Origin of the sequence: Glycomyces niveus (assembly GCF_017592475.1) — a bacterium.
Classification (GTDB): Bacteria; Actinomycetota; Actinomycetes; order Mycobacteriales; family Micromonosporaceae; genus Glycomyces; species Glycomyces niveus.
The window spans coordinates 514,447-535,936 of the sequence record NZ_JAGFNP010000001.1 but is presented as its reverse complement, the minus strand read 5'-3'; the positions used below and the strand labels follow the sequence as shown (position 1 = coordinate 535,936).

Below are 21,490 nucleotides of genomic sequence, written 5' to 3'. Positions count from 1 at the left end.
CTTGCGTCAATATTAGGGGGTTGGGCCACCACACGGAGGAACGACATGGCAGAACTGCCCCGCCGAAGCCTGATCAAGTACGGAGCGGGGGCGCTGGCCATGCCGTTGCAGTGGGCCGCACCGCAGGCCGCGTCGGCGGCTCCCGCGGCCGTGCAGGCGGCAGGCGACATGGCACTGTGGTACGACGAGCCCGCCGGGACGGACTGGCTCCGCGCGCTGCCCGTCGGCAACGGCCGGCTCGGCGCGATGGTCTTCGGGAACTACACCACCGAGCGGCTGCAGCTCAATGAGGACACCCTCTGGGCGGGCGGCCCCCACGACTACAGCAACACGGCCGGAGCGAACGCCCTCCAGCAGATCCGCCAGCTCGTGTTCGCGAACCAATGGGGCCAGGCCCAGAACCTCATCAACCAGACCATGCTCGGCAAGCCGGCGGGCCAACTCGCCTACCAGCCTGTCGGCGACCTCAACCTGGCCTTCCCGGGCGTCAGCGGCGCAACGGGATACGAACGGTGGCTCGACCTCACCACCGCCGCGACAGGCGTCGCCTACACCGCGAACGGGGTCCGGTACCAGCGGGAGGTGATCGCCAGCTTCCCCGACCAGGTGATCGCCGTCCGCCTCACGGCCGGGACCGCGGGCCGCGTCTCCTTCACCGCCTCGTTCCGGACTCCGCAGCGCGCCACGGCCTCCAGTCCCGACGGCCGCACGGTCGCGCTGGACGGCAGGTCCGGGGACCACCGCGGCATCCCCGGCTCGGTGCGGTTCCTCGCGCTCGCGAGGGCGGTGGCGCAGGGCGGGACCGTTTCCAGCTCCGGCGGCACCCTGCAAGTGTCCAATGCGGATAGTGTGACACTCCTGATCTCGATCGGCACGAGCTACGTCGACTACCAGGACGTGAGCGGCGACTACCAGGGCATCGCGTGGGGCCGTATGAACGCCGCGACGGGCAGCTCCTATGAAACCCTCCGGTCCCGGCACACGGCCGACTACCAGAAGTTGTTCGGGCGCACCACGATCGACCTCGGCCGCACCGCCGCCGCCGACCTGCCCACCGACGACCGCATCGCCCGGCACAACTCGGCCAGCGACCCCCAGTTCTCGGCGCTGCTGTTCCAGTACGGCCGCTACCTGCTGATCTCGTCGTCGCGGCCCGGCAGCCAGCCCGCGAACCTGCAGGGCATCTGGAACGAGTCGATGACCCCCTCCTGGGAGTCGAAGTACACGCTCAACGCCAACCTGCCGATGAACTACTGGCCCGCCGACACGACCAACCTGCCCGAGTGCTACGAGCCGGTGTTCGACATGATCGGCGACCTCACCGTCACCGGCGCCCGCACCGCCGAAGTCCAGTACGGGGCCGGAGGCTGGGTCGCCCACCACAACACCGACGGCTGGCGCGGGTCCTCAGTGGTCGACGACGCCCGGTGGGGCATGTGGCAGACCGGCGGCGCCTGGCTGGCGACCATGATCTGGGACCACTACCGGTTCACCGGCGACCGCGGCTTCCTCGAGGCGAACTACCCGGCGATGAAGGGCGCGGCGCAGTTCTTCCTGGAGACCCTGGTCGAGGAGCCGAACCTCCACTGGCTGGTGACCAATCCGTCGAACTCGCCGGAGATGCTGCACCACAACGACGCGACGGTCTGCGCCGGGCCCACGATGGACAATCAGATCCTGCGGGACCTTTTCAACGGCTGCGCCCGCGCCTCGGAGGCCCTCGGCGTCGACGCGGACTTCCGCGCGCAGGTCCTGGCGGCCCGTGACCGCCTCGCGCCCATGCGGGTCGGCTCGCGCGGCAACATCATGGAGTACCTGCACGACTGGATCGAGACCGACCCGCAGCACCGCCACATCTCGCACCTCTACGGCCTGCACCCGAGCAACCAGATCACCAAGCGCGGGACCCCGCAGCTCTACACGGCCGCCCGCCGGACCCTGGAGCTGCGCGGCGACGCGGGCACCGGCTGGTCGCTGGCGTGGAAGATCAACTACTGGGCGCGCATGGAGGAGGGCACCCGGGCCCACGACCTGGTCCGGCTGCTCGTGACGCCCGAGCGGCTGGCCCCCAACATGTTCGACCTGCACCCGCCGTTCCAGATCGACGGCAACTTCGGGGCGACGTCCGGTATCGCCGAGATGCTGCTGCACAGCCACAACGGGGAGCTGCACCTGCTGCCGGCGCTGCCGTCGGCCTGGCCCGGCGGCAGCTGCGCCGGGTTGCGGGGCCGCGGCGGCTACACCGTCGGCGCGACCTGGGGCGGAGGCAACCTCAAGGAGGCCACCGTCGTGGCCGACCGCGACGGCGCCGTCAGGATCAGGAGCCGCGCGTTCGCGGGCGACTTCGACCTCGTCGACGAGACCGCCGGAGCACCCGTCACCCCGAGGAAGCCCGAGAGCGACCTCGTCGAATTCGACGGCCGCGCCGGGCGCCGGTACCGGATCACCGCGCGCAGCACCGGTCCGGTGCAGCCCGGCGTCTTCTACCGGCTGGTCGCGCAGCACTCCGGGAAGGCCGCCGACATCAACGGCGCCTCGACCGCGGCCGGGGCCGCGCTCATCCAGTGGACCGCGGGCACCGGTGCCAACCAGCAGTTCGAGTTCATCGCGGCGGGCGGCTACTACAAGGTCCGCGCCCGCCACTCCGGACTCGTCCTCCAAGTCGCCTCCAACGCCACCGGCGCCGACATCACGCAGCAGCCCGACTCCGGTGCGGCGAGCCAGCAGTGGACCCTCACCGATCACGGCGGCGGCACGATCGGACTCGTCAACCGCGCCTCCGGCCTCGCCATGGACGTCTGGGGCGCCTCGACCGAGAACGCCGCCCGCATCTCCCAGTGGAACGCCACGGGCGGCGCGAATCAGCGCTTCAACCTCCAGCCCGCCTGAGCCGATTGCAAGGGCCGCGCCGGTACTCGACCGGTGCTGCCCTGCACGTCAGAGGGGCGGGTCCGCGTCGTCGTCGGGTTCGGTCGAGAGCGCGCCGGTCATTGCCGCGACGAGGTCGTCAGTGGACGCCTCCCCTGCGGCGAACCGGGCCGTGCGGCGGCCCAGCCGCATGACCTCGACGCGGTCGGCGACCTCGAGGACCTGCGGCATGTTGTGGCTGACGAGGACCACCGACATCCCGGCGTCCCGGACCCGCGCGACGAGTTCGAGGACCCGCCGGGTCTGGACCACGCCGAGCGCCGCCGTCGGCTCGTCCAGGATGACCACGTCGGTGGCCCACACGACCGCTCTCGCGACCGCGACGCTCTGCCGCTGGCCGCCCGAGAGCAGCCCGGTCGGGGTGGTGACCCGGGGGATCGCGACCCCGAGCTGCTCGAGCGCTTCGGCCGCGCCGCGGCGCATCGCCCGCTTGTCGAGCAGGCCGAGCCGCCCCAGCGGGCCGCGGCGCATGATCTCCCGGCCCAGGTACAAGTTGGCGGCGACACTGAGATCGTCGGCGACGGCCAGGTCCTGGTAGACCGTCTCCACGCCCTCGCGTCTCGCGTCCACTGGGGACGCGAACTGCACCGACCGGCCGCTGATCAGGATCTCGCCCGCGTCCGGCTGGTGCACGCCGGAGAGCACCTTGATCAGCGTGCTCTTCCCCGCGCCGTTGTCACCGATGAGCGCGACCACCTCGCCGCGCCCGACCGTGAGGTTCGCGCCGCGGAGGGCCTCGACATGTCCGAAGCGCTTGACGATCCCGCGGGCCTCCAGGACCGGAGCGTCCGCGCTCACTGGTCGACCGGCGGGTTGTCGCAGCTGGGCTCCAGGACCGCCTGGACCTCGGCGGTGTCGATGTTCTCCGGCGTAACGAAGGTCACGCCGGTGTCGGCCGACTCCATCGGCGTGCCCTCGCGCAGGTGCTCGACCATGTTCGCCACGCCGAGGTAGCCCATGTTGAACGGGTTCTGCACCACCAGCGCGGCGATCCGGCCCTCGCGCAGTGCCGAGATCTCGTCCGGGGCGGCGTCCCAGCCGATGATGACGACCTCGCCGGTGCGGCCTGCGGCCTCCACGGCCTGGACGGCGCCGAGGACGCTCGGTTCGTTGGCCGCGAAGATGCCGGCCAGGTCCGGGTTGGCGGTGAGCAGGTCTTCGGTGACGCGGCGGGCTTCGTTGACGTCGCTGTGGCTGGGCTGCTGGCCGACCAGGTTGAGGCCCTCGTGGGCGGCGAGGCCTGTGGTGAAGCCTTCGACCCGTTCGGTGTTGGTCTGCGAGCCGGGCTGGAACTCGATGAGCGCCACGTCGTGGCTGCCTTCGCCGAGCGCTTCGGCGAGCAGGTTCGCGGCCTCGGTGGCGCCGGCGCGGTTGTCCGTGGCGTACAAGGGGACCTCGTCGGGCTGCGGATCGGTCCCGGAGTCGATCATCGCCACCGGGACCCCGGCGTCGAGCGCGCTCTGCGTGACGGGAGCCAGCGCGGCGGAGTCGGTGGCGGCGTAGACGATGCCGTCCGCGTCCGTGGTGACGAAGTTCTGGATGAGGTTGACCTGGCCTTCGACGTCGGTCTCGGCGTCCACGCCGTCCCATTCGACGGTGACGTCCCCGGCGGTCTCGGCGGCGCACTCGGCTCCGGCGCGGACGGTGTTCCAGAATTCGTGGCCGACGGCCTTGGGCACGACGGCGATCTCCAGTGGACCGTCGGTGGTCGCGCCGTCGCCGCCGCCGCCGTCGCGGACGTCGACGCAGGCGCTCGCGGCCAGGGCCGCCGCCGCGGCGAGCACGGCCAAGCCGAAGCGGGTCTTGGTGTTCCTTGCCATGGTCGCTTCCTTCCGGGTGGTGGCCGCTCAGACGCGGGTCTCGAGGCGCCGGCGGCGGTACTGGTCGAAGTAGACGGCGGCCCAGATGATGAGGCCGACGATGACCTGCTGGTAGTGGATGTTGATGCCGAGCAGCACTGATCCGTTGCGCACCAGGGCGATCAGGAACGCGCCGATGATCGTTCCGGCGATGCGCCCCTGGCCGCCGAAGAGGCTGGCGCCGCCGATGACGGCGGCGGCGATGACGTCGAGTTCGAGGCCGATGCCGTAGTTGGGCTGGCCGGAGCTGACCCGGGAGGCGGCGATCATGCCGCCGAGGCCGACGAGGGATCCGGCCAGGGCGTAGACGGCGATGAGGTTGCGGCGCACGGGGACGCCGGCGCGTCGGGCCGCTTCCAGGTTGGAGCCCATGGCGTACACGTGCTGGCCGAAGCGGGATTCGGAGAGCAGGTATCCGGCGGCGAGGGCCACGATGGCGGTCACGACGACGGCGAAGGGGATGCCGGCGATCACGCCGTTGCCGATGAGCTGGAAGGATTCGGGGAGGCTGTAGACGCCGACGGCGCCGGTGACGATGAAGACGAGGCCGCGTCCGACGGACATCATGCCGAGGGTGGCGATGAACGGGGGGAGCTGCGCGTAGGTGATCAGCACGCCGTTGGCGAGTCCCGCGAGCGTGCCGACGGCGATTGCGACGAGTGCGGCGGTCCAGACCGAGAAGCCCAGGTCGCGGACGACGATGGCGCCCATGACGCCCGCGAGGGCGGCGACCGATCCGACGGACAGGTCGATGCCTTTGGTGATGATGACGATCGTCTGTGCCACGGCGATGATGGCGATGACGGCGGTCTGGGAGCCGATGTTGAACAGGTTGTCCGCGGTGAGGAAGTGCGGGGAGGCGAAGCAGAGGACCGCGAACAGCACGACGAGCGCGGTCGCCGCGGTGAATTCGGAGACGGCGACCGCGATCCGCTCCCGGAGCCACTCCCCCGCTTGGGCGCGCGGTCCGGTCACGACAGCGTCCACCGCTGGTTGGAGCCGCCGGTGCAGCTCCACAGCTGCACCTTGGTGCCGTTCGCGGTCGCCGCGCCCGCCACGTCCAGGCACAGCCCGGACGAACTGGTGATCGAGCCGTCCGCGTTGCGGTTCCACTTCTGGTTCGCACCGCCATGGCACGACCAGATGATCGCCGCCGTACCGTTCGCCGTCCCACCGCCCGAAGCGTCCAGGCACCGCCGGTTCCCGTCCGCATAGACCGTGAGTTCGCCTGCGGCCGTGTAGGTCCACTGCTGGTTCGCGCCGGACCAGCAGTCGTAGATCTGCACCTGCGTGCCGTTCGTCGTCGACTGGTTCGGCACGTCCAAGCACCGGTTCGAAGCCGCCGAACGCAACGCGCCCGTCGTCGAACCGCCGCCGCTGCCGCCGTCGAGTCCGAGGAAGGCGATGGCGTAGGCGAGCATGCCCGGTTGGGGCAGGGTGTGGCCGGTGCCCGCGATGCTGATGCCTTCGATCGTGGCGTGGGTTCCGGTGGCGCCGTAGCGGGTCCGGGTCCAGTTCGACTGCGGGCGGTCGGTGGCGGCCGGGGTCTGGCTGAGGCGGTGCAGGTTGGTCCACTGCTTGATCGACTCGCCGTAGTTGGGGTAGGCCAGCACGGTGTCCTCGGTGCCGTGCCACAGCTGCATCCGCGGGTAGGGGCCGGTGTAGCCGGGGTACATGGCGCGGGCGGTGTCACCCCACTGCTGGGCGGTTTTGATGCTGTTGCCGCTGGAGCAGGTCCCGTTCCACAGCGACCCGTCGCTGGTGGCGAAGCATCCGGCGGGCACGCCGGAGAACGCGGAGGCGGCGGAGAAGACGTCGGGGTACTGGGCGGCCAGGACGTTGGTCATCATGGCGCCCGAGGAGAACCCGCTGACCACGATGCGGTCGGGGTCCACGTTGTACCGCTGGCGGGTCCAGTCGACCATCGATTTGATGCCGGTGGAGTCGCTGCCGCCGTTGCGGGTGAGGCCCGCCCGGGTCGAGACGTCGAAGCAGCGGCCCTCGCGGGTGGCTTCGGGGAGGACGATGACGTACCCGTACCGGTCGGCGGCGGTCACGTAGTCGCGCCCGTTGCCGCCGAAGACGGCGCCGGCCGAGCCGCCGCAGTAGTGGACGAGGACGAGCAGTGCCGGTTCCGGCGCGACGTTGTCGGGGACGTAGAGGTACATGCCGAGGCCGGTCGGGTTGGTGCCGAAGTCGGTGACGCGCGTCAGGGAGGCCGCCGAGGCGGGGCTGGCCGCCAGTATCACTGCGCTGAGAGCCAACGGCAGCGCCACCAGGGCCGCGACGGCCGCACGGATCAATCGTCGCATCGGGTCGATGCCTCCTCGCGGGATCGGTTCGAACGCAGCCCAAGATATCGAGCAATGCTTGTATATCGATATCTCAGACACGACCTCGCCCTCGACCACCGAAGCGGCCGAAGGCGACATCTGGTCACAGACAGGCTTCCACAGCGTACTGACATGAGACGTATGACGTCAAGGACGCGGTCGCCGCGCTGCTCTGGTCAGGCCCGCGGTTTCGGGCCTCTGGCGAGCACGTGGACCAGCAGCACGGCCATGACCGCGGCGCCCGCCCACATGGCGTGCCGCCATCCGGCCACGAAGGACTCCTGGGCGGCTCGGACGAGTGCTTCGGCCTGGGGGCCTTCAGCAGTGAGGACGGTGGCGATGCCCGCGCGGGCGGCGTCGCCGGCGGGCCCGCCGAGGTCCCCGATGCGGTCGTCGATCGCGCTCCGGTACCCGGCGGACAGGACCGCGCCGAGGAGCGCGATGCCGAGCGCGGTGCCGAACTCCCTTGTCACGTCGTTCAAAGCGGAGGCGACGCCCTGCCGCTCCGCGGGCAGGGCGAGCGTGATGGCTTCAGTGGACGGTGTCATCGCGAGCCCCATGCCGAGTCCCATCACCAGCATGCCCGGCAGCACCGACACGTAGCCGCCGGCGACCGACACGAACACCGCCATGGTCACCAGGCCCCCGGCGCAGAGCGCCACACCTGCGGCCATCGTCGCGCGCGCGTCGGAGCGGGCGGCCACGCGCGGCGCGAGCGCCGAGGCCGCCATCATCAGCACCATCATCGGCAAGAGCGCCAAGGTGGAACGAAGCCCGGACCAGCCGAGCACCGACTGGAAGAACGGGAACATGACCACGAAGATCCCGGCCTGCACCCCGAACACCGCCAAGAGCGTGACCGAACCGCTCGCGAGGCCACGATTACGGAAGTGCCGCACGTCCAGCAGCGGCGCCCGGTGCCGTCGCTCCCAGAGGACGAACACGATCGCGCCCGCGACGCCCACTGCGAGGCTCAGCAGCGTCGGCGTCGCGGTCCAGCCCCTCGCCGGCCCTTCATGCAGCATGAGGATGAGCCCGATCGCGGCGACCACTGACGCGAGCGAACCGACCACGTCGAACCGGTGCGGCGAGCGCTCCCGCGAATTCGGCACGAACCGCAGTGCCGAGCCGAGAGCGACCGCGACGAGCCCGACCGGGAGCGCGAACAGCCACCGCCAGTCCGCCACGTCGACGAGCAGCGCCGAAAGGTACATGCCGAGAATGCCGCCGCCTCCGGCGACGGCCGTCCAGACGCCGATCGCGCGAGAGCGTTCCTCCTGCGGGAACGTCGAAGTGATGACGGCGAGGGTGACCGGCATGATCATCGCCGCGCCGACGCCGCCGGCGATCCGGGCGGCGATCATGGCCTCCGAAGAGGTCGCGAGCCCGGCGGCCGCATTGGCCGCGCCGAAGACGAGCAGGCCCGCGAGCAGCACCGGGCGGCGCCCGAGACGGTCGCCGAGCGCGCCGAGCGGCAGGAGCAGTGCGGCCAGCGCGATCGTGTAGCTGTTGATGATCCACAGGACGGTCGACTGGGAGGCGCCGAACTGGACGGCAAGGTCCGGCTGGGCGACGTTCAACCCCGTGACCGAGGCGATCACGGCCATGAGCGCGATGCACACGGTGATGAGGACGGCGCGGCGGCGCCGAGGGTCGTCGATGGTGGATTCGGCTGGTGGGACTGCGTTGGAGAGGTCCACGGGCGGATTCCTTTCAGGTTGCGGCCGGGTGGTGTGGTTCGGGCACGGACGTGGGCGCTTCGGTGGCTCGGCTGCTGGTTGGGTCACTTGCGGACGGCGCGGACGACGACGTCGCGCAAAGGGAGGCTCCGGCCGCGGGGGTCGATGACGGTGCGCTGCCGTTCCTCGGCGGTGACGACCGTCCAGGCCCCGATGCCGAGTCGGGCGGTGATGCCGGGCGCGGTCGCCGTGGCCTCGGCGGGGGGGCGTCCGTGGCTGGACACGTGGTGGCCGTCCGCGGCGGCGTGGCCGACGATGAGGAGCGTCCCTCCGGGCGCGATCCAGGCCGCGATGCGGGCGTAGAAGTCGAGTTGCGCCGTGGCCGGGTGGGCGTAGTGGGTCGTGACCAGGTCGAACGGACGGCTCGGTTCCCAGTCGACGAGGTCGGCGGCGACCCAGTCGATGCGGTCGCCGAGGCCGGCTCGGGCGGCTCGCTCCGCGGCCTGTTCGAGGGGCGCCGCGGTGATGTCGACGGCCGTCACCTGCCATCCCCGGGCGGCGAGCCAGATCGCCTCCGTCCCTGTGCCGCAGCCCGCGTCCAGGGCGCGGCCTGGCGTCGTATCGGCGATCTCGGCTACGAGGTGCGGGTTCGGGTCCTCGGTCATCGGGCGGGCGTCGCCCCAATGTCGTTCCCAGTAGCCCCGGTCGAATTCGTGGTGCGGTGCGTGGTCGTGCGTCATCGCGGTGGCCTGCCTTTCCATCGTGTTCGGTGGCAAAGGCAAGGATGGGCGCGCTTTGACGGATGGGCAAGTAATCTTGCCGATCGGCAAATTCTCGAGGATCATGGACGGATGAACGACGGACTTGAACGCACGCTCGACGCGGTCGGGCCGCGTCTCAAGCGCCTCCGGCAGGCCCGCGAGGTCACGCTCACCGACCTCGCCGCCGAGACCGGCATTTCAGCGAGCACCCTCTCGCGTCTCGAAGCAGGGCTCCGGCGGCCCACGCTCGAGCAGCTGCTGCCGCTGGCCCGCGCGCACGGCGTCACCCTCGACGAACTCGTCGACGCACCGCCCACCGGGGACCCGCGGGTCAACCTGCGTCCCGTCTTCACCAAGGACGGCTCGACCGTACTGCCGCTGACACGCAGGCCCGGCGGCATCCAGGCCTACAAGTTCATCCTCCCGGCCGGCTCAGATGACCGCATGCCGGAACTCCGCAGCCACGAGGGCTTCGACTGGGCGTACGTCCTCAACGGCACACTTCGCCTAGTCCTCGGGGAACACGACCTCCGCCTCAAACCCGGCGAGGCCGCGGAGTTCGACACGCGGACGCCCCACTGGTTCGGCGCAACGAGCGCCGGCCCCGTCGAATTCCTCAGCCTGGTCGGCAAACAGGGCGAACGCGCCCACGTCCGAGTGGCCCCGAAACGGACCTAAATCACCGAGCGCGGCGCACTGGCAAGTTCAAGGCGCCTTCGATCGGCTCGTATGCGAACAGGATCTCCCACCGGCCCTCGTCGCTCGCCTCACCGTCAACCATGACGACACCATGCCCTCCGGCGCTGGTGACCAAGACCCATTGGTTCGGCGTCAATCCGTGCGCATCGAGCATCGCAGACGCCCCGGTCGACCGAGACAGTTTCCGCGCAACCTCCAGCACCGGGGCACCGTCGACCAGGCGGCCGAAATCGCAGCCGGCCCAGAACTCGACCGACATGTCCCCATTGGAGGGGTCGTGCTGGATGAGCACTGCCGGTCGGTCCGGCGTACCGGGCACCGGCACGCCGTCGACCAAGACACCGATCCGCGCTGCGGGCACCGGGAGGCATTCGACTGTCGCAGCCGCGGTGGCGAACGGGTCCGCGGATCCGAACAGGTACAGCGCGTATGTTTCAGGCGGTCCCGCACCGAACACCACCAGGTCCTCAATGTCCGGCGGGGTGTCCGGGCAGCGCTGGAACCCGGCGAGCAACTGGCGGAAGTCGACAGCGTCACCGGCGTACAACGGCACTTTGTGCTGCACGAGCGCAGCCGCCAGGTCTTCGACGGCGAGTCCCAGTTCACCGTGGCGCACCATCGATCGCAACCCGTCGGCCGTCCCCGGAAGCAGATGGTCCGCGTACCGCTCGACCAATCGACCGGTCCGCTGACGGCGGTCGCCGCCGTTCATGCCGGGATGACGAGGTCGACGCGGGCGGTGCCGCCCGCCGTGATCTCGACTTCTGCCGCATCGTTCTCGGCGCCTTCGAGGAGGGTGGCGACCTCGAAGGCGCCGAGCAGGTTCGTCAGCTCGACGGTGCCGTCAGGGCCGGTCATGGGCGCGGACTCCCAGTCGGGGGCGGTGTTGCCGTTGCCGAGGCCGGTGAGTTCGAGCGGGACGTTCGCCAGCGGCGTGCCGTCCGCATCGGTCACCGAGACGATGAGCGTGCCCCACCACTGCTCGGACTCCTGCGGCTCGGCTGGCCCGACGGAGCCGCCGTCGGTCGGCGGTTCCGGAGGGGTCAGTGAGGGCGTGGCACCGCCGCAGGCGGCGGCGGAGGGGACGAGCGCCAGCACGAGCAGGGCACCGAGGAACTTCATGCGCATGCGATTCAGACGCCCGTTGCACCCCGATCAGTTCCCTCGATCGTTGCGGATCTCTCGCGCCGCGAGATCGACTCGATCCGCCGGGCTCCGCGCTGATGGGTTACTCCCCTGGCGTGTGGCCCGGGGTGTATTGGTCGGCGTATTCGGCGGTTGCCGGGGTGATCGTGATGATGTCGATCATGACGCCGTCGGGGGCTTCGATGATGAAGTGGCGCTGCCCGAAGTCCTCGGTGCGAAGTGAGAGCAGTTCGGTCAGGCCGGAGGTTTCGACGAGGCGGTGGTGCTCGGCGTCGACGTCGTCCACTTCGAAGTTGAGGATGAGGCCGCCGCGCAGCGGTGTGCGGTGGCCTTCGGGGATGGTCGGGTGGTCGGCGTCGAGGAGGGCGAGTTCGTATTGGGGCGCGTCGGGCCGGTGGAGGCTCACGTACCAGTCGGCGGTGAAGGTCGCCTCGAAGCCGAAGTGGCGGGCGTAGAAGTCGTGTGCGGCGGCGATGTCGCGGGTGGCGATCACCGGGTAGAAGCCGCTGAGGGTGGCGGTCATGGGAGGTCTCCAGTTCCTTGAGATTCGCATACCTCGGGTATGCGAAATCGATGTTAGCATACCCGGGGTATGTGAATGGAGATTGTCGTGACGAGAGCCGCACAGCGGGAGGCGACACGGCTGGCGCTGCTCGCCGAGGGACGGCGGCGCTTCGCCGTCGACGGGTATCAGGGCGTGGTCCTCGCCGAAGTCGCGCAGGCCATCGGCGCGACGAAAGGCGCTGCCTACCATCACTTCGGGAGCAAGCTCGGCCTGTTCCGGACCGTGGTGGCCGAGGTGCAGGAGGAGCTCGGCGCGCGCGTCGCCGCCGCGGCTGATGCGCAGGACGAGCCCTGGGAGCAGCTGCGGGCCGGCTGCCGGACGTTCCTGGCTTCGGGCACCGACCCGGAGGTGCGGCAGATCCTTCTGGAGGACGCCCCGGCGGTGTTGGGCTGGGACGAATGGCGGGCCATGGATGAGGCTTCGTCGGCGCGGCACCTCGCCGATGCCCTTTCGGCCCTGATGCAGGCGGGCGCGATCACCGCCCAGCCGGTCGAGCCGCTGACGCGCCTGTTGTCGGGGGCGATGAACGAGAGCGCATTGTGGATCGCGCGCTCGGGTGACGGGGCGACGCTTGAGCAGGCGGTCTCGGCGCTCGACTTGCTGCTGCAAGGACTTCGGAGCCCGGGCGGCCGACGCTAGCTGCGAGGCAGAGAAGCCCGCCTCGGTCGAGGCGGGCCGCCTTTACCCTTCAGGTGCGCGCATCGCCTTGCGGGCCAAGGAGTGGGAGCGGGCGGTCAGGAAGATCAGGGCCAGGCCGTTCAGAGCGTGGAAGAGGAAGAGCGTCTGGCCGAAGAGGGTCCCCGGCACGCTCACCAGCGCCATGCCGTGCTGGAGGAGCACGAGGAACGCGCCGAGGGCGGTGAGCCATGGCAGGCGGCGGCCGATCCGGGCGGCGAGCGCGAGGGGGATCGCGGCGAGGTAGAGGTAGAGCAGGACATCGCCGTTGACGAAGTGCGGCTCGAACCCGTCGCCGATGCCGCCGCCGTAGCCGACCCCGAAGCCCGCCAGCGCGAACTGGAGCACGAGCAGGGCCAGGAGGAGCAGCAGCCAGATCCGCAGGATCAGGGCGAAGACGCGGTTCATGCGGGCACCTCGCTCCGCTGGGCCGCGCGCAGTGCGCGTTTGGCGTCGACCGCGCGTTTCGCAAGGCGGGCGACGACCACTTGGAGGACGAGGACGCCGAGCCCGTTGAGGGCGTGGAGGGCGATCCCGACGCCGCCGGCGGGGCCGCTGGTGCCGAAGCCGTACGCGAAGGCGCCCTGCATCAGGATCATGAAGGCGGACAGGGCGGTCAGGGCGACGGCCTTCCAGCCGGGGCGGGCGATGAGCGCGATGACGACCGACAGCATGAGCCAGAGGATGAGCATGCCGCCGTTGCCGGCGTGGGCGATGAAGCGCATGACGCGCTCGTCGCCGGTCGAGACCGCGCCCCAGCCGGCGAGGCCGACCTGGAGCACGAGGAGGACGACGATGAACCGCGTCCATCCCAGGAAGAAGAGTTTCACCGGGGGCACCCCTCGCGCCGGGCTCGACCGAGTGGCCCGTCGGGCTTGCTTCGTCTCTGCATGCGGCCGAGTGTGGCGGCGTACTCGGCGCCGCGGCGTCGGCTGGGAGGAGTCAATCGGGCTACTCCCCCGGGGGTAAACCCGGCGCGGGCCGTACCTCCCGCGGTGGAGCACCGGGCATGGGCGGCACCGCATCCTCTTGCGCTGTGGGGCGGGCCGTCTGCCCGCCGCTCCGGAGCGCTGGAGTCCGGCCCTGATGCCCTGCCGTGCACGGGTGTCGGAGAATGCAGGGAACCCGAAGCCGGAGGTTGCCATGCATGACGACAGTGCCGTGAGTCCTCAGATCATCGCGTTCGCGGGTCTGCCCGGGACGGGGAAGTCGACGCTGGCGGAGGCGCTCGCGCGGGTCTCGCGGACGCCGGTGTTCGCGGGCGACTGGCTGATGGGGGCGCTCAAGCCGTACCGGGTGTTCGACGGCATGGAGGACGCGACCTACTTCGCGCTCTATGACGGGCTCGTCGAATCGCTGGCCGCCAGGCAGCTGATGCTCGGCCAGTCGGCCATCACCGACAGCGTGATCAACGACGAGACCGCCGAACGGTGGGGCCGGGCCGCCGGCGAGCACGGCGGCGAGCTGCGCGTCATCGAATGCGTGTGCAGCGACATCGGGCTGCATCGACGGCGGGTCGAGGGGCGGAAGCGGAACATCCCCAACTGGCACGAGATCGACTGGGCGCATGTGGAGCACATGCGGGCGACCTTCCCGGCGCTGACGGTCGAGCGGCTCACCGTCGACGCGGTCGAACCGGTCGAGGCGAACCTCGCGAAAGTCCGCGACTACCTGGCGGCGCCGAAGCGCAACTTACAGCAAGTCTTGCTTGCGGCCCAATGCCTCAGAACGGACGTGCGGCGGACCGCCGGACGCCGTGCGGGGGCCGCCGAAAGGGGTAGGCACGATTCGGGGAGGATGGGGCTTGCGGACGGGATCTATGGTTTCCACCGAAAGCACCGAACACTTCTCAGACCCTAGGCAGGGAGCGCGCGATGAGCGAATTCGACGGATCGGTCGAGGACGACTACACCACCGACGATTACGGAACCGACGCCGCCGATGAGTACTCCACTGACGACTCTTCGACGTACGCAGACGACTCGTACACCGAGGACGACGTCTACTCCGCGGTGGCCGACACCGACATCGACGGGGACGGCGTGGAGGAGTCCGTGTCATACGACCTCGACGGTGACGGGTACGAGGAGACCATCGAGTCCGACACGAACAACGACGGCTGGATCGACCAGGTCACCACCGACGAGGACGGCGACGGGTACTCCGAGTCGATCCTGGTCGACACCGACGGCGACACCTACATGGACACGTACGGCACGGACACGGACGGCGACGGCTTCGTCAACACCGTCGAGTCCGACACCGACGGCGACGGCCTGCTGGACACCTACGCCGAGGACAACGACAGCGACGGCGTCTACGAGAACGTCCAGAACATCTAGTTCCGAATCTCGAACCGCCGACCGGCAAGCGCCGGTCGGCGGTTTTTTCACGCCTCAGTGAGGAAAGGCGGCCGCCGCTTACCGCGACGGCCGCCATCCGCGACTAATGGGCCGCGACGGTCTCCTTCGGCTCGACGTGCGGGTGGCGGCGCTCCAGGGCCGCGCCCTCCACGTCGACGTCCGGCAGCAGGCGGTCGAGCCACTTCGGCAGCCACCACACCTTCTCGCCGAACAGGTGCATCAGCGCCGGGATGATGAGCATCCGCACCAGGAACGCGTCCACGAGGACGCCGAACGCCAGCGCGAACCCGATCGGCCGGATCATCGCCGAGTGCGAGAAGACGAACCCGCCGAACACGGCGATCATGATGATCGCGGCGGCCGTCACGACCGAGCGCCCGGCGCGCAGGCCGTGCACGACGGCGAGGCGGGCGGAGGCGCCGTGCGCGTAGGCCTCGCGCATGCCCGAGCCGAGGAACAGCATGTAGTCCATGGCGAGTCCGAACAGGATGCCCACCAGGAGGGTCGGCAGAAAGTTCAGGATCGGGCCGGGGCTGTCGACGCCGAAGACGTCGGCGAGCCAGCCCCACTGGTAGATCGCGACGACACCGCCGAGCGCGGCGAAGTAGCTGAGGACGAAGCCGAGGGTGGCGACGACCGGCACGAAGATCGAGCGGAACACCAGGATGAGGATGAGCAGCGACAGGCCGACGACGACGCCGAGGTAGACCGGGAGGGCGTCGGCGAGCTTGTCGGAGATGTCGATGTTGCCGCTGGCGTTGCCCGCGACGCCGATGGATTCGACGCCTTGGATGTCGAGGCCGCGCAGGGTGTGCACGAGCGTCTCGGTCGCTTCGCTGGTCGGGCCGGATTCGGGCAGGACCTGGAAGGCGGCGACGGTTCGGTCGTCGGAGATACCGATGGGGGCGACGGCGACGACCCCTTGCTGGGTGCCGAGGGACAAGGCGATGCCGACCTGGGCGGCCTGGGCGGCGGCCTCGTCGGGGCTGCCGGGAAGGGTGGCGACGACCAGGAGCGGACCGTTCTGGCCTTCGCCGAAGCGTTCGGCGATGGTGGCGTACGCCTGGTACTGGGTGGTGTCGTGTGCTTCCGATGAGCCGTCGGGGAGGTTGAGGCGCAGGTCCATGGCGGGGATCGCGGCGAGCAGGAGTGCGCCGATGCCGACGAGGACGCGGACGAGCGCGCTCGGGGTGCGCATGGCCTTCACGGCGGGTTTGCCTTCGACGGCGGTCCCGGGCTCCGGGTGCTCTGCTTCGAGGGCGGCGCGTTCGGAGCGGCGGAGGATCTTCATGCCCGCCAAGGAGAGCAGGGCCGGGATGAAGGTGACGGCGACGAGGACGGCGACGGCGACGCACAGCGCCCCGGCCGTGCCCATGAGGCCGAGGAACGGGATGCCGGTGACATTGAGCGCCGCGAGGGCGATGAGGACGGTGGCCCCGGCGAAGACGACGGCGTTGCCCGAGGTCCCGGTGGCGAGGGCGATCGACTCGTCGAGGTCGTAGCCCTCCTTGAGCTGGCGGCGGTGGCGGTTGACGATGAACAGCGAGTAGTCGATGCCCACGGCGAGGCCGAGCATGAGGCCGAGGACCGGGGTCACCGAGGTCATGTCGATGACGCCGGAGAGGGACATGATGGTCATGGCGCCGACGCCCACGCCGACGAGCGCGGTGAGCAGCGGGAGGGCGGCGCCGATGAGGGTGCCGAGCATGACGATGAGGGCGACGGCGGCGACGACGAGGCCGACGACCTCGCCGATGCCGAAGACGCTGGGCACGGAGTCGAGCATGTCGGAGCCGTAGTCGACGTCGACCCCGTCGATCGGGTTGTCGTCGAAGAGGTCGGTGACGGCGGCCTTGGTCTCGGGGGCGACTTCCATCTGCGGCTCGGTGAACGCGATGGAGACGACGGCGGCGCTGCCGTCTTCGGCGACCATCGTGATGCCTTCGGCGAGCCCGAGCATGGCCTCGCCCCGCGAGAGAGCGTCGGCCTGGAGGTCGAGTTCGTCGCGTGCGGCGTCGAGCTGGGCCTGTTGGGCGGCGATCTCGGGGGTGTCGCCGGCCTGTTCGCGGGCGAGGTCGAGCTGGTCCTGGGCGGCGGCGAGTTCGGCGAGGCCCGTTTCGATCTGGATGCGGCCGTCGGCGATCGCCTGGGCCTGGGCGGCGCGTTCGGCTTCGGTGGCGAACGGGTCGATCGCGGTCTCGACATCGTCGACTTCGCTTGCGCGGGTGACGAGGTCGCTGATCCGCGCCTGCTGTTCCGGGGTGAATGCCTCGCCGTTTTCGGTGCTGAGGACGATGGTGCCGGAGCCGCCCGCGGCGGCGGGAATGGCGTCCTGGAGCCGTTCGGTGACGGCCTCGGTGGGGGTGTCCGGGATGGAGACCGTGGTGGTGAGGGTGCCTCCGAAGAGCACGAAGGCGCCCGCGGCGACCGCGAGGATCGCGACCCAGGCGGCGATGACGTTCTTGGCGCGGCGGGCGCACCAGCGGCCCATGCGGTACAGGAATTCAGCCATGACGGCCTTTCGGTTCGGAGGATCGGGGGGTCAGGCTTCGGGTTCGCGCAGTACGAGCACGAGCCGGGCGAGGAGGTCGTTCCAGGTGCGGCGGGAGGCGGCGGTGTCGGTGCCGCCGGTGGCGGTCGCCCAGTGTTCGACGAGGCCGAGGAGGCCGCCGCAGAACGCCGCGACGAGGAACCCGACTTGGAGTTCGTCCACGCGCGGGTGCCGCCGGGCGATCGAGGCCGACATCTGCTCGGTGAAGAGCGCGATGGCGCGCTGCATGAGCACGGCACCCCGTTCGGAGGGCTGCTTCGGGTCGCCGCCGAGGACTTCGATGAGGTAGGCGATCGTGGGCACGAGGTGGTCGGCCGAGCCCGCGGCGGTGAGGTCGCCCAGCACGTCGCCGGAGGCGTTGGCGGCCTCGGCTTCCATGGCGTCGACGATGTCCACGAGCATGTGCCCGGCGACGGCGATGACCACGTCTTCGAGGGAGTCGAAGTGGTTGAAGACGGTGCGGCGGGAGACGTCGGCGGCGGCGGCCAGTTCGTCCACGGAGAAGTTCGTGGAGCGGCGCTCGCGCATGAGGTCGGCGGCCGCGTCGAGGATCGCCTTGTGGCTCTTGGCTTTCAGCGCGGTGCGGCGGTCGACGGCCACTTCGGGATGCCCAGACATGTGATTACACTAAGTGCAACGACGCACTGAGTGCAAATTGCTGGCCGGTGGTTCCGGCCACACCGGGTTCGAACATGAGCGGCCCTTCCGGGACGGGTTTGCGTCGCTTCGGTGCGTTAATGTGGAGCGCGACACATGGGGGCGATTCGGCTTTTCAAGAGCAGGAGAGACGGTTGCGCGCTGGGCAGGTCGTGGGCGATCGGTACAGGCTGGAGGAGCGGCTCGGCTCGGGCAGCCAAGGGCAGGTGTGGCGTGCGGCCGACCTGCGGCTGCGTGAGCGGTCGGTGGCGCTGAAACGCGCCTTGAGCGGCGGCGACGCGGCCGCCGCGGCGAAGGTCCGGCGCGAGGCCGAGGTCCTCGCGAGCGTGAACCACCCCAACGTGGTCACGGTCTTCGACGCCGTCGAGGAGGACGGCGACTGGTGGATCGTCATGGAGTACGTCGACGGCCGCACCCTCGCGGACGCCGGGACCGTCCCCGCCGAGGAGGCCGCGCGGTACGGCGCGCAGCTCGCCGGGGGCCTGGAGGCCGTGCACGCCAAGGGCATCCTCCACCGCGACATCAAGCCCGCGAACGTCATGGTCACCGGGCAGGGCCACGCGAAACTCGCCGACTTCGGGATCGCCCGGCAGGTCCACGCCGAGCCGACCCTGACCGGGACGGGCGCGGTCACCGGCACCCCCGGGTACGTCGCCCCCGAGGTGGTGCGCGGCGGCAAGTTCACGCCCGCCGCCGACGTGTTCTCCTTGGGCGCCACCATCTTCCACCTCGTCGAGGGCACCACGCCGTTCGGCGAGGGCAACGCCCACTCGCTGCTGTGGCGGACCGCGCAGGGCGACCGGATCGAACCCAAGCGGGCCGGGGCGCTCGCGCCCCTGCTCGACCGGCTCCTCGCGACCGACCCGAAGCGGCGCGTCAAGATCGCCGAAGCCCGCGTCGAACTCGGCCGCATCGGCGGCGAGGCCGTCTCCGTGACCGCGCGCCGGGCGCGCCTGCGCCGGTCATGGATCTGGTCCGGGGTCGCAGCGGCAGCGCTCGTCCTGCTCGCCGCCGCGGTCTGGAACGTCCTGCCCGAGGGCGAGGACCAAGGGCCGCAAGGCGAAGCCGCCGAACTCGACCCGTGGGACTTCATCGGCGACCCGACCACCGCCGACCCGTGCGCACTCTTCGACGAGGAGGCGCTGAGCGTCTACGGCCCCACCGAAATCGACGCCGACAACGGCTCGTTCGAAAGCTGCGACCTGCGCATCGAGAACGACACCGGCGGCGTCGACCTCAACCTCTACCTCTACAAGACCAATGGCGACCCGCTTCAGGGCGGCGAGACCACGATGCACGGTGAGTTCGGCATCGTCAGCAGCGAGGGCATCCACACCGAGTGCAAGCGCACGCTCATCTTCCCCGACGGCGAGCACTTCGCCGAGATGATCGCCGAGCAGGACCCCGGCGAGGACACCGACATCTGCCCCATCATCGACACGGCCGTGAACGCGGCGGCCGACTCGCTCACCGAAGGCGGCCCGCTCGCGCGGCGCGAACATGAGGAGGAGCCGGAGTCCCTGTTCTACCTCGACGCCTGCGACCTCCTCGACGACGAAGCCCTCGAGCACTTCCCCGGCGTCGCCGCCGACGACCCCCTCGAAGGCTTCGGCGGCTGGACCTGCCAGTGGACCAGCACCACCAGCGCGATGCATGTGCGCGTGCTGTTCGACCGCGACGACCCGCCGGAGGCCGACGACGGCGAACGCCTCACCCTCGACGGCCGCGTCGCCTACAACGAAGGCGACCACTGGGGCGAGGACGAATCGTGTCTCGTCAGCGTCATCTACGGCCAGCACGCCAGCGCCGAGCAGGACGGCACCATCGTCGCCGAGTACGTCCGGATCTGGGTGCGCGGCACGGAGGACGACGACCCCGACCAGATGTGCGACATCGCCGTCGCCTTGGCGGGTCCCGCCGCCGAGGCCCTGCCGGACGAGTAAGGGCCGCTTCGGTTCCCGCGCCCTGTCCGTTGTAGCGAAGCGGCTCGGGACCCGTCCCGAGCGGACGTGCCAGGCTGGACCGAGAAAGGAGCCCGCCATGTCCGACATCCCCCAGGTCGAAGGGGTCGAACCGCTGCCGGCGAACCATGCCAGCCTCGCGTTCGGCGTGCCCGAGTCCGAACCGGGCACCATCTACGCGCTCTCCGTCTCCGGCGGGGTCCGGTTCCGCCCCAAGGAGGAGCGCGTCGTCCTGTTCGGACGCAACCGGCCCGACGTGCACGTGTGCGTGGGCGAGGACGACCGCCGCGTCAGCCGCAGCCACGGCCGCCTGGCCCGCCGCGGCGACCACTGGTGGCTCGCCAACACCGGCCACCTGCCGCTCCAGCTTCCCGGCGCGCGCATGCTCTTCCCCGAGGACGACTCCTACCCGCTCGAGACCGGGTACACGCCGGTGTTCATCAGCAGCACCGCGCGGCGGCGGCACCTCGTGGAGCTGTACGTGGCGGGCGTCGACGGGCGCCTGCCCACGCCCGCGCCCGAGGCGTCCACATTGAAGGACCGGCCCTGGAAGCTCGACGCAGACGAGCGGCTCGCGCTCGTGTGCCTCGCCCAGCGGTACCTCCTCCACGACGCCTACCCGCAGCCGGTGTCGTGGAAGCAGGTCGCCGCCGAACTCGCCGAGCTGCGGCCCGGCGGCGGCTGGCGGCCCAAGAAGGCCGAGCACCTCGTCGCCGGGGTCCGCAAGCGGCTCTCCGCCGCCGGGGTCCCCGGCCTCACCCGCGAAGAGGTCGGGGAGCCGGTGGGCAACATGCTCAACCACAACCTCGTCGGCGAACTCCTGCGCACGCGCACCCTCGTCCCGCCCGACCTGCTCGTCCTCGACGAGAACTGAACTCGGCGGCACGACCGGGCCGCGTCGGGGACAATCGGACCATGCTCATCGCCGTCCAGATCCTCGCCGCCCTCGCCGGGCTCGTGCACGTCTACATCTGGGTCATGGAGTCCCTGCGCTTCACCGACCCCACGGTGCACCGCGGCCTGTTCCGCACCCCCACCGAACACGTCGAGACCGTCCGCTCCTGGGCCTACAACCAGGGCTGGTACAACCTGTTCCTCGCCATCGGCGCCCTCCTCGGCGTCGCCGTCGTGCGCGCCGAGCACACGGTCGGCATGACCCTGATCTGGTTCGCGTGCGGCTCCATGCTCGGCGCAGCGCTCGTGCTCGTCCTCAAGGACCGGTCGATGGCCTCGGCCGCGCTCAAGCAGGGCCTGCTCCCAGCCCTGGCGCTCGTATTCGCGTTGGCCCAGTCCTAGGCCGGCGCGATAGTCTG

Annotated in this window: 21 protein-coding genes; 8 read left to right on the top strand and 13 right to left on the bottom strand. The window is 70.4% G+C overall.

The genetic code is table 11. From position 1 onward, the window contains the following. Positions 1–45: 45 nt before the first annotated feature. On the top strand, positions 46–2,889 hold the full coding sequence (locus J5V16_RS02505; protein ID WP_208494366.1) for a glycosyl hydrolase family 95 catalytic domain-containing protein: 2,844 nt from the start codon (positions 46–48) through the stop codon (positions 2,887–2,889). A 48-nt stretch (positions 2,890–2,937) separates the two neighbouring features. Here J5V16_RS02505 and J5V16_RS02500 read toward each other — a convergent pair whose 3' ends face one another. The 6 genes from J5V16_RS02500 to J5V16_RS25185 all read right to left on the bottom strand — a co-directional run bounded on the left by J5V16_RS02500 (position 2,938) and on the right by J5V16_RS25185 (position 9,539). Continuing rightward, positions 2,938–3,726 (bottom strand): ATP-binding cassette domain-containing protein, encoded by a 789-nt coding sequence (locus tag J5V16_RS02500; protein ID WP_208494365.1) that lies wholly within the window; start codon positions 3,724–3,726, stop codon positions 2,938–2,940. Further along, a complete protein-coding gene (locus tag J5V16_RS02495; RefSeq protein ID WP_208494364.1) occupies positions 3,723–4,748 on the bottom strand; it encodes an ABC transporter substrate-binding protein in 1,026 nt (341 codons plus the stop codon). The genes J5V16_RS02500 and J5V16_RS02495 overlap by 4 nt, the downstream gene beginning before the upstream one ends. A 27-nt stretch (positions 4,749–4,775) precedes the next feature. Continuing rightward, on the bottom strand, positions 4,776–5,762 hold the full coding sequence (locus J5V16_RS02490; protein ID WP_208494363.1) for an ABC transporter permease: 987 nt from the start codon (positions 5,760–5,762) through the stop codon (positions 4,776–4,778). Continuing rightward, positions 5,759–7,099 carry an extracellular catalytic domain type 1 short-chain-length polyhydroxyalkanoate depolymerase gene (locus J5V16_RS02485; protein WP_208494362.1) on the bottom strand — a complete coding sequence of 447 codons (1,341 nt, stop codon included), beginning with the start codon at positions 7,097–7,099 and terminating at the stop codon, positions 5,759–5,761. Before J5V16_RS02485 ends, J5V16_RS02490 begins: the two co-directional genes overlap by 4 nt. A 197-nt stretch (positions 7,100–7,296) precedes the next feature. Further along, complete coding sequence (locus J5V16_RS02480; RefSeq protein ID WP_243900695.1) at positions 7,297–8,727, bottom strand: MFS transporter; 1,431 nt, start codon at positions 8,725–8,727, stop codon at positions 7,297–7,299. Between the two features lie 176 nt (positions 8,728–8,903). Beyond that, a complete protein-coding gene (locus tag J5V16_RS25185; protein WP_304604910.1) occupies positions 8,904–9,539 on the bottom strand; it encodes a class I SAM-dependent methyltransferase in 636 nt (211 codons plus the stop codon). A gap of 111 nt (positions 9,540–9,650) precedes the next feature. Here J5V16_RS25185 and J5V16_RS02470 point away from each other — a divergent pair, with 111 nt between their 5' ends. Next, positions 9,651–10,238 (top strand): helix-turn-helix domain-containing protein, encoded by a 588-nt coding sequence (locus tag J5V16_RS02470; protein WP_208494359.1) that lies wholly within the window; start codon positions 9,651–9,653, stop codon positions 10,236–10,238. A 1-nt stretch (position 10,239) separates the two neighbouring features. On the opposite strand, the gene J5V16_RS02465 is transcribed toward J5V16_RS02470, so the two are convergent. The 3 genes from J5V16_RS02465 to J5V16_RS02455 all read right to left on the bottom strand — a co-directional run bounded on the left by J5V16_RS02465 (position 10,240) and on the right by J5V16_RS02455 (position 11,928). Continuing rightward, the gene (locus J5V16_RS02465; RefSeq protein ID WP_208494358.1) at positions 10,240–10,971 is read right to left on the bottom strand and encodes a DUF6189 family protein; all 732 of its coding nucleotides are present in this window, start codon (positions 10,969–10,971) and stop codon (positions 10,240–10,242) included. Continuing rightward, on the bottom strand, positions 10,968–11,381 hold the full coding sequence (locus J5V16_RS02460) for a hypothetical protein (RefSeq protein WP_208494357.1): 414 nt from the start codon (positions 11,379–11,381) through the stop codon (positions 10,968–10,970). Before J5V16_RS02460 ends, J5V16_RS02465 begins: the two co-directional genes overlap by 4 nt. Positions 11,382–11,487: 106 nt before the next feature. Next, a complete protein-coding gene (locus tag J5V16_RS02455) occupies positions 11,488–11,928 on the bottom strand; it encodes a VOC family protein (protein WP_208494355.1) in 441 nt (146 codons plus the stop codon). 75 nt (positions 11,929–12,003) lie between these two features. Between J5V16_RS02455 and J5V16_RS02450 the strand changes: the two genes are divergently transcribed. Further along, positions 12,004–12,609 (top strand): TetR/AcrR family transcriptional regulator, encoded by a 606-nt coding sequence (locus J5V16_RS02450; RefSeq protein ID WP_208494354.1) that lies wholly within the window; start codon positions 12,004–12,006, stop codon positions 12,607–12,609. A gap of 42 nt (positions 12,610–12,651) precedes the next feature. Here the strand turns inward: J5V16_RS02450 and J5V16_RS02445 are convergent, their stop codons facing one another. Beyond that, positions 12,652–13,053 carry a DUF6220 domain-containing protein gene (locus J5V16_RS02445; protein WP_208494353.1) on the bottom strand — a complete coding sequence of 134 codons (402 nt, stop codon included), beginning with the start codon at positions 13,051–13,053 and terminating at the stop codon, positions 12,652–12,654. Next, positions 13,050–13,475, bottom strand: a complete 426-nt coding sequence (locus tag J5V16_RS02440) for a hypothetical protein (RefSeq protein WP_208494352.1) — start codon at positions 13,473–13,475, stop codon at positions 13,050–13,052. Before J5V16_RS02440 ends, J5V16_RS02445 begins: the two co-directional genes overlap by 4 nt. 313 nt (positions 13,476–13,788) lie before the next feature. On the opposite strand from J5V16_RS02440, the gene J5V16_RS02435 reads away from it, so the two are divergent. Together J5V16_RS02435 and J5V16_RS02430 are read left to right on the top strand one after the other, a co-directional pair. Next, positions 13,789–14,505: an AAA family ATPase gene (locus J5V16_RS02435; RefSeq protein WP_208494351.1), complete on the top strand. Its 717-nt coding sequence runs from the start codon at positions 13,789–13,791 to the stop codon at positions 14,503–14,505. Positions 14,506–14,519: 14 nt separating this feature from the next. Beyond that, positions 14,520–14,987, top strand: coding sequence for a hypothetical protein (locus J5V16_RS02430; protein ID WP_208494349.1), 468 nt, complete (start codon positions 14,520–14,522; stop codon positions 14,985–14,987). 103 nt (positions 14,988–15,090) lie between these two features. On the opposite strand, the gene J5V16_RS02425 is transcribed toward J5V16_RS02430, so the two are convergent. Beyond that, entirely contained in the window at positions 15,091–17,520 is a 2,430-nt protein-coding gene (locus J5V16_RS02425) for an MMPL family transporter (RefSeq protein WP_208494348.1), read from the bottom strand. A 30-nt stretch (positions 17,521–17,550) separates the two neighbouring features. Beyond that, positions 17,551–18,177, bottom strand: a complete 627-nt coding sequence (locus tag J5V16_RS02420) for a TetR/AcrR family transcriptional regulator (RefSeq protein ID WP_208494347.1) — start codon at positions 18,175–18,177, stop codon at positions 17,551–17,553. Between the two features lie 173 nt (positions 18,178–18,350). Between J5V16_RS02420 and J5V16_RS02415 the strand changes: the two genes are divergently transcribed. The 3 genes from J5V16_RS02415 to J5V16_RS02405 all read left to right on the top strand — a co-directional run bounded on the left by J5V16_RS02415 (position 18,351) and on the right by J5V16_RS02405 (position 21,473). Next, a complete protein-coding gene (locus J5V16_RS02415; RefSeq protein ID WP_208494346.1) occupies positions 18,351–20,159 on the top strand; it encodes a serine/threonine-protein kinase in 1,809 nt (602 codons plus the stop codon). Between the two features lie 97 nt (positions 20,160–20,256). After that, positions 20,257–21,051, top strand: a complete 795-nt coding sequence (locus J5V16_RS02410) for an FHA domain-containing protein (protein WP_208494345.1) — start codon at positions 20,257–20,259, stop codon at positions 21,049–21,051. 41 nt (positions 21,052–21,092) lie between these two features. Beyond that, a complete protein-coding gene (locus tag J5V16_RS02405; RefSeq protein ID WP_208494344.1) occupies positions 21,093–21,473 on the top strand; it encodes a DUF1304 domain-containing protein in 381 nt (126 codons plus the stop codon). Positions 21,474–21,490: the final 17 nt, after the last annotated feature.